The organism is Pseudomonas sp. I8001 (genome assembly GCF_013385345.1).
GTDB lineage: Bacteria > Pseudomonadota > Gammaproteobacteria > Pseudomonadales > Pseudomonadaceae > Aquipseudomonas.
In genome coordinates this window covers 1-1592 of the sequence record NZ_JACAQC010000076.1, presented here as the reverse complement: position 1 = coordinate 1592, position 1592 = coordinate 1, and the positions used below count along the sequence as shown (strand labels likewise).

The 1592-nt window shown below is 63.2% G+C and carries 1 protein-coding gene; it reads left to right on the top strand.

The window, feature by feature from the left end:
- Positions 1-106: 106 nt before the first annotated feature.
- Positions 107-1592 (top strand): urocanate hydratase (gene hutU, locus HX839_RS31445; RefSeq protein WP_177068224.1); only part of this gene is annotated, 1486 nt, incomplete at its 3' end.

Below are 1592 nucleotides of genomic sequence, written 5' to 3'. Positions count from 1 at the left end.
ACCTTGCATATGCTTGTATGTACAAGTAAAGATGTGTGCGTAAGAGTCCATGAACTTCCTCTTCGCACCCATCAATGTTCGCGCATTGATCGTTGAGGATTTTTTTGTGACCAAGCCTACCCAATACCGTGACGTTGAAATCCGTGCCGCACGCGGCAACACGCTGACCGCCAAAAGCTGGCTGACTGAAGCGCCGCTGCGCATGTTGATGAACAACCTCGACCCGCAGGTTGCCGAAAATCCGAAAGAACTGGTGGTGTACGGCGGTATCGGCCGTGCGGCACGTAACTGGGAATGCTACGACAAGATCGTCGAAAGCCTGACCAACCTCAACGACGACGAAACCCTGCTGGTGCAATCCGGCAAACCCGTCGGCGTGTTCAAGACCCACAGCAACGCCCCGCGCGTGCTGATCGCCAACTCCAACCTGGTACCGCACTGGGCGAGCTGGGAGCATTTCAACGAACTGGATGCCAAGGGCCTGGCCATGTACGGCCAGATGACCGCCGGCAGCTGGATCTACATCGGCAGCCAGGGCATCGTGCAGGGCACCTACGAAACCTTCGTCGAAGCCGGTCGCCAGCACTACAACGATGACCTCAAGGGCCGTTGGGTCCTGACCGCCGGCCTCGGCGGCATGGGCGGCGCCCAGCCACTGGCCGCGACCCTGGCCGGTGCCTGCTCGCTGAACATCGAATGCCAGCAGGTCAGCATCGACTTCCGCCTGAGCAGCCGCTACGTCGACGAACAAGCCACCGACCTCGACGACGCCCTGGCGCGCATCGACAAATACACCAAGGCCGGCCAGGCGATCTCCATCGCGTTGCTGGGCAACGCCGCTGAAATCCTTCCGGAACTGGTCAAGCGCGGCGTGCGCCCGGACATGGTCACCGACCAGACCAGCGCCCACGACCCGCTCAACGGCTACCTGCCCGCCGGCTGGACCTGGGACGAATACCGCGCCCGCGCCAAGACCGAACCGGCCGAAGTGATCAAGGCCGCCAAGCAGTCGATGGCCGTGCACGTCAAGGCCATGCTCGAGTTCCAGAAACAAGGCATCCCGACGTTCGACTACGGCAACAACATCCGTCAGATGGCGCAAGAAGTGGGCGTGGAAAACGCCTTCGACTTCCCGGGTTTCGTCCCGGCCTACATCCGTCCGCTGTTCTGCCGTGGCATCGGCCCGTTCCGTTGGGCTGCGCTGTCGGGCGACCCGCAAGACATCTACAAGACCGACGCCAAAGTCAAAGAGCTGATCCCGGACGACGCGCACCTGCACAACTGGCTGGACATGGCCCGCGAGCGCATCAGCTTCCAGGGCCTGCCGGCGCGTATCTGCTGGGTTGGCCTGGGCCAGCGCGCCAAGCTCGGCCTGGCATTCAACGAAATGGTGCGCAGCGGCGAGCTGTCGGCACCCATCGTGATCGGCCGCGACCACCTGGACTCCGGCTCGGTGGCCAGCCCCAACCGTGAAACCGAATCGATGCAGGACGGCTCCGACGCCGTGTCCGACTGGCCACTGCTCAACGCCCTGCTCAACACCGCCAGCGGCGCGACCTGGGTTTCGTTGCACCACGGCGGCGGCGTCGGCC